2 tRNA genes and 1 rRNA gene are annotated in these 549 nt (G+C 48.6%); all 3 read left to right on the forward strand.

Going from position 1 to position 549, the window contains the following annotated elements:
- Nucleotides 1-69 (forward strand): 16S ribosomal RNA (locus LF252_RS22695); the annotation flags it as partial.
- Nucleotides 70-198: 129 nt separating this feature from the next.
- Nucleotides 199-272: transfer RNA gene (locus tag LF252_RS22700), tRNA-Ile, on the forward strand.
- Nucleotides 273-304: 32 nt separating this feature from the next.
- Nucleotides 305-378, forward strand: a tRNA-Ala gene (locus LF252_RS22705).
- Nucleotides 379-549 lie beyond the last annotated feature (171 nt).

A 549-nucleotide genomic window follows, 5' to 3' on the forward strand; every position in this document is an offset into this window, starting at 1 on the left:
GAACAGGTAACTGGGGCTAAGTCGTAACAAGGTAGCCGTACCGGAAGGTGCGGCTGGATCACCTCCTTTCTGGAGCTTGCTTCGACTCGGTTGACTAGCCAGGGCTCACCTCCCACGATTTCGTTGAAATCTGTAATACCGTTGTTGTCTTTTCCTTTTATTCAATCTTTTCACGGATTCGACTCCGCGAGTCGACCCGGGCTTGTAGCTCAGGTGGTTAGAGCGCTACACTGATAATGTAGAGGTCCCTGGTTCGAGTCCAGGCAGGCCCACTTTACTTAGCAAATGGCTAGGTTCAGATAATGGGGGATTAGCTCAGCTGGCTAGAGCACCTGCCTTGCACGCAGGGGGTCAACGGTTCGAATCCGTTATTCTCCACACTAATGACATCAATCGGATGTTGAGTGGTAAGCGTATTTTGTAGATGAGTACATGCTTTATCTACACTTTATAGCCCATACGGGGTTATAATCGTTCTTTGACATAGAGGAAAAACGAGAGAAACAAAGAAGCAAATAGGATATCCGCTTGTCGGATACTCCGAGCCGG

It is taken from the genome of Hymenobacter pini, assembly GCF_020421205.1.
GTDB classification, from domain to species: Bacteria; Bacteroidota; Bacteroidia; order Cytophagales; family Hymenobacteraceae; genus Hymenobacter; species Hymenobacter pini.